Below are 5,300 nucleotides of genomic sequence, written 5' to 3' on the forward strand. Positions count from 1 at the left end.
TTGGTTTGTTTGTTGGTTTTAATTCGTGTGAATTAAAGTTTATAATTAACCTACTGTTTAATTTTCAAAGTTCTTAATCAAGCTTCTTTATTGTATCAAAGCTCTTTTTCTTTGTCAACAACTTTTTTCAAAGTTTTTTTCAACTTCTTTCAAGTTGTTTTGCCCTTGTCTCAAGGACAAGTATTACTATACCATCTTAATTTATATCGGTCAATACTTTTTTTCATTTTTTTTTAGTTTTTTTTATTTTATTTTTCATCAATAAAACAAAACCTTTATATTTCAACGTTTTCGCACGTATAAAATAATATTTATTTTATCAAAAAAATTATATATATTTATAAAAAATTCTTAGTCACAAATATATTTTTATGAAATATTTTATGTTATGTTACAAAAAAATCGTCAAATATTTTTAAAAATATATTAAAAACTATATATATTATAACTAATTTTCTAAATAATATGAGTTTAATTTATAATAAAATGATTAATATATTTATAAAAAAATAAAACCTCTCCTAATATTTAATCAAGAGAAGTTTTTACTATAAATATTATTTAGCTGTATATAATTGTTTTTCTTGCATATATTCAAATTTTAATACTGCTGTTTTGTATTTCAAACTTTTCTTTACGTCTATTATTCGTTGATTGGATGAACCCCTAAAGAGTAAACTTATGTCTCTTTTATCAAGTTCAAATCTTCCATCTACAAGTACATCTATATATTTTAATAATTCCACATTTTCAAAATAAAGCGGATTTTTTCTATCTATTAGTTCTTCAAATTTAAATCCTGTGTAACTCCAAACATCTAAATTCATATTTTTTGCTTCTTTTGCAATTTCAACTAATGGTGCAGGCTGTAAAAACGGCTCTCCTCCTGAAAGGGTTATTCCCTGTTGTAATTTTAAAGATGCCATTTTATTGATTATTTCTTTTGTGTCTACTTCATACCCTTTTGTTAAACTATGAGTTTGTGGATTGTGACATCCTTTACAGTTATGTTTACAACCTTGTGTCCATATTACCATTCTAAGTCCAGGTCCATCAACTATACTGTCACATATTACAGGAGATGCTATTCTTAGTTTCATTTTGCTCCCCCCTTTTAAATTCTGGTATGTTTTACTCTGTCTCTTACTTCTGCTTTTTTAGCATCATTAAATCGATCTACTGTCCCTACTAAATAACCTGTTATCCTTCTTATTCTTTCGAATTTTATATCACTTTCTTCTTCATTACGTCCACAAACAGGGCACACAGTACCAGGTATCACACCTGAAAATCCGCATACAGGATCTCTATCTACTGGATGATTTACGCTACCATATCCTATGCCCATTTCTTTCATACTTCTAATAATTGTTTCAAAAGCTTGTAAATTGTTTGAAGTATCGCCATCTAGCTCAACATAAGTTATATGACCACCATTAGTTAATTCATGGTATGGTGCCTCTATTTTTATCTTGTTAAAAGCTGATATATTATAGTATACAGGCACATGGAACGAATTAGTATAATATTCTTTATCTGTTATTCCTGTTATTTCCCCATATATCTTCTTATCTATTTCTGTGAAACGTCCTGAAAGCCCCTCTGCAGGAGTTGCTATAAGTGAGAAGTTTAATTTATATTTCTCTGTCGCCTCATCTATTCTTTTTCTCATGTGTGAAACTATTTTTAAGCCTAATTCTTGTGCATCTTCACTTTCACCATGATGTTTTCCTGTTAAAGCTATTAAACATTCTGCTAATCCTATAAATCCTACTGTTAATGTACCTTGTTTTATTACTTCTTTTAGTGTATCTTCTGGAGAAAGGTTATCTGATCCTCTCCATATTCCTTGCCCCATTAAAAACGGAAAGTTCTTCACTCTCTTATTTCCTTGAATCTCCATTCTTTCAAGAAGTTGATCTATTACTAAATCTATCTTTTCATCTAATTCATTAAAAAAGCCATCTAAATCTTTTTTTGTTCGTCCATTTACTATTCCATACTTAATTCCTAATCTAGGTAAGTTAATAGTAGTAAATGATAGGTTCCCTCTACCACTTGCAACCTCTTCACCACAAACATTGCCCATTACTCTAGTTCTACAACCCATATATGTTGTTTCAGTTTCTGGTTTACCTGGTATATACGTTTTTAAATTAAATGGAGCATCTAAGAAACTAAAGTTAGGAAATAATCTTTTTGCAGAAACTCTACACGATAATTTGAATAAATCATAATTAGGGTCTTCTGGATTTAAATTAACCCCTTCTTTAACTTTAAATATTAATATAGGGAATATCGCAGTTTCTCCATTACCTAATCCTTTTTCTAATGATAATAATAAGTTTTTACTTACCATTCTTCCTTCTGGTGATGTATCTGTACCAAAGTTTATACTTGAAAATGGCACTTGTGCACCTGCTCTTGAATGCATTGTATTTAAATTATGAATAAATCCTTCCATAGACTGATATGTTTGTCTATCTGTCTCCTTATACGCCTCATCATATGCAAAGTTTTGGATTGATACTGCTAAAGGTTCTTCTATATTAAATGTTTCTATTAATTTTTCTTTTTCAATGTATAGGTAATCTGGATTTTTTTCTAAGCCTACTTTTTTATTTGAACTCTTTTCAGTATCATACACAATGTCTTTTACTGCTCTTTTATCATCTATACCCTTTAATAATTTTAATCCCTTATTTAAATTAGCTATATATAACTTTCTAAAAGTCTTGTATACACCTTTAGCCAAATTATAATCAAAAAATGGTATACTTTGTCCCCCATGCTGATCATTTTGATTGCTTTGGATTGCAATTGCTGCTAATGCGCCATAACTCATTATGCTATTTGGCTCTCTTAAAAATCCATGACCAGTAGAAAATCCACCTTCAAATAATTTATCTAGGTCTATTTGGCAGCATGTTAAAGTCCCCATATTTAAAAAGTCCATATCGTGTATGTGTATTTCCCCTGTGTCGTGTGCTTGAGCATGCTCTGGTTTGATAACAAAAGTTTTGCAAAACTCCTTAGACACAGTACTACCATATTGGAGCATAGTCCCCATAGCAGTATTACCATCTATATTTGCATTTTCTCTTTTAATATTTGCATTACTAGCATCTTCAAATGTTATTTTTTCTATAGCCTTCATCAATCTAGATCTTGAATTCCTTATTCTACTTCTTTCATTCCTATAAAGAATAAATGCCTCACTAGTCTTTGCATGGCCTGTTTCAATAAGTACCTTTACTACCGTATCTTGTATATCCTCAACAGTAGGTATTTCATCAACAAATTTTTTATTTAACAAATTAACTACTTGCGCAGATAAACCTTCTGCGATTTCATAGTTTGGCTGTGTATGCTCCTTTTCTGCCACTTCACTTGCTGCTGAAAATATAGCTTTTGTTATACAATCCTTATCAAAAATGACCTTTCTCCCATCTCTTTTTCTTATATATTCTATCAATTCCCGTTCCCCCTCAAACTACAATATATTGTGGTTTATTTTTACACTTTATACTATATATAGTATTTTTATTTAAAAAAATTCCCCTTAATTTAAAGGGGTTCTAAATATTTTGTATTTACTTTAAGGATAGCGAATTTCCATATTCTCGTCAATAACAATTCGTCTATTATATAACTTTTTCCTGTAATATATTTTCTAAAGCTTAGTAATTGTAATGCTTACAAAAAAAGTTCAAAATTTTTTAAAAATCTTTGCACATTTTACATATAGTTTTATTTTTATTCTGTAAATTTGTCCCAATTTAATATATTATATTTAATATATATATAATATACATATTTTGACATAAAATTAGGGAGGTAATAAATTATATGCTATCAAAAAGACTTGATGTTATAACACCATCACGCACAGTTGGGATAAGCTCTAAAGTAAAAGAAATGAAATCACAAGGTATAGATGTATTGAATCTGAGCGTTGGGGAACCAGATTTTAATGTTCCAGAAAAGGCTAAAGAATGTGGTATAAAATCTCTAAATGATAATATCACTAAATATGATTTAGTCCCTGGATTAACTATATTAAGAGAAGAAATAAGCAAAAAATTATTAGAAGAAAATAATTGTCACTATGCTCCAGACGAAATAGTTGTTACTAGTGGTGCTAAAATGGCGATAACAAATACATTAATGGCTGTTACTGATCCAGGAGATGAAGTTTTATTAGTGAAACCTTATTGGGTTAGTTATTCTGAAATGACTAAGTTAGTAAATGCTGTCCCAGTTGCTATAGAAACTGATAAAGCTAATGATTTTAAATTAACTGGAGAAATTTTAGAAAAATATATAACAGATAAAACAAAAATGCTTATATTAAATAATCCATGTAATCCTACAGGAGCTATTTATACAAAAGAAGAGTTACTTGATATATGTAACGTTTGTTTAAAACACAATGTATATATATTAGCTGATGAAATTTATGAAAGAATATGCTTTAGTGGGGAATTTGTTTCTGTTGCATCATTAAATGATGAAATAAGAGATATTACTATAACAGTGAATGGATTTGCCAAATCAGCCGCTTTAACAGGTACTAGATTGGGCTATTTAGCAGTTCCAAGAGAGCTTGCTAAAAATATAAGTGCTATACAAGGTCATTTAGTATCACATCCTTGCTTAGCAGCTCAATATATTGGTTATGGTGCTTTAAAATATTGTAAAGAAGATATCGACAATATGGTTGAAGCTTATAGAAAAAGACGCGATTTAGTAACAGGTAGACTTAATAAAATACAAAACTTAGAATATATTTATCCACAAGGTGCATTCTATGTGTTTATAGATATATCAAAACTAAAAGGAAAATTTGAATATAAAGAAAGTTTATCATCTGATTTTTGCGATAAATTTTTAGAAAAATATAAAGTTGCAATTGTTCCAGGTATAGCTTTTGGCATAGATGAGTATGTTCGTATATCTTTTGCTTGTAGCGAAGAAGTCTTTATGGAAGCTCTAGATAGATTAGATAAGTTTGTGCAGGAAATAATGGCATAAATTTTAATGATATAAATAAAAACCATCCTTTTATACTATATATTTTATAGTGTTAAAAGAATGGTTTTTTTATGTAAGAAGATTAATCTTATTTATTAGATAACTTCTCCTTAATATTTTGTTGTATATTAAAGTAGTATTTTAATTTTTATGTTAGCTTCATGTGAGTATAATCTCTTTTAAAACAACAAAAAAAGATTACGTGGCTACGTCTTACTCTCCCAGGCGGTTGCCCACCAAGTACCATCAGCGCTCAGGAGCTTAAC

Annotated in this window: 3 protein-coding genes; 1 reads left to right on the forward strand and 2 read right to left on the reverse strand. The window is 29.1% G+C overall.

All coding sequences use genetic code 11. From position 1 onward, the window contains the following. Positions 1–557 precede the first annotated feature (557 nt). Both nrdG and ABCM86_RS13900 read right to left on the reverse strand, forming a co-directional pair. Complete coding sequence (gene nrdG, locus ABCM86_RS13895) at positions 558–1,100, reverse strand: anaerobic ribonucleoside-triphosphate reductase activating protein (protein ID WP_195931709.1); 543 nt, start codon at positions 1,098–1,100, stop codon at positions 558–560. Between the two features lie 14 nt (positions 1,101–1,114). Next, positions 1,115–3,475, reverse strand: coding sequence for an anaerobic ribonucleoside triphosphate reductase (locus ABCM86_RS13900; RefSeq protein WP_295764115.1), 2,361 nt, complete (start codon positions 3,473–3,475; stop codon positions 1,115–1,117). A gap of 374 nt (positions 3,476–3,849) precedes the next feature. Between ABCM86_RS13900 and ABCM86_RS13905 the strand changes: the two genes are divergently transcribed. Further along, the gene (locus ABCM86_RS13905) at positions 3,850–5,034 is read left to right on the forward strand and encodes a pyridoxal phosphate-dependent aminotransferase (protein WP_343004194.1); all 1,185 of its coding nucleotides are present in this window, start codon (positions 3,850–3,852) and stop codon (positions 5,032–5,034) included. The last annotated feature ends 266 nt before the right edge of the window (positions 5,035–5,300 follow it).

This window comes from Clostridium sp. 2218st1_F5_2218SCRN_220325 (assembly GCF_039062665.1).
In the GTDB taxonomy this organism is placed as follows: Bacteria; Bacillota; Clostridia; order Peptostreptococcales; family Peptostreptococcaceae; genus Intestinibacter.

Coding starts and splice junctions, on each gene's coding strand:
- ABCM86_RS13905 (WP_343004194.1), top strand. CDS start 3,850: ATGCTATCAAAAAGACTTGATGTTATAACACCATCACGCACAGTTGGG.
- nrdG (WP_195931709.1), bottom strand. CDS start 1,100: ATGAAACTAAGAATAGCATCTCCTGTAATATGTGACAGTATAGTTGAT.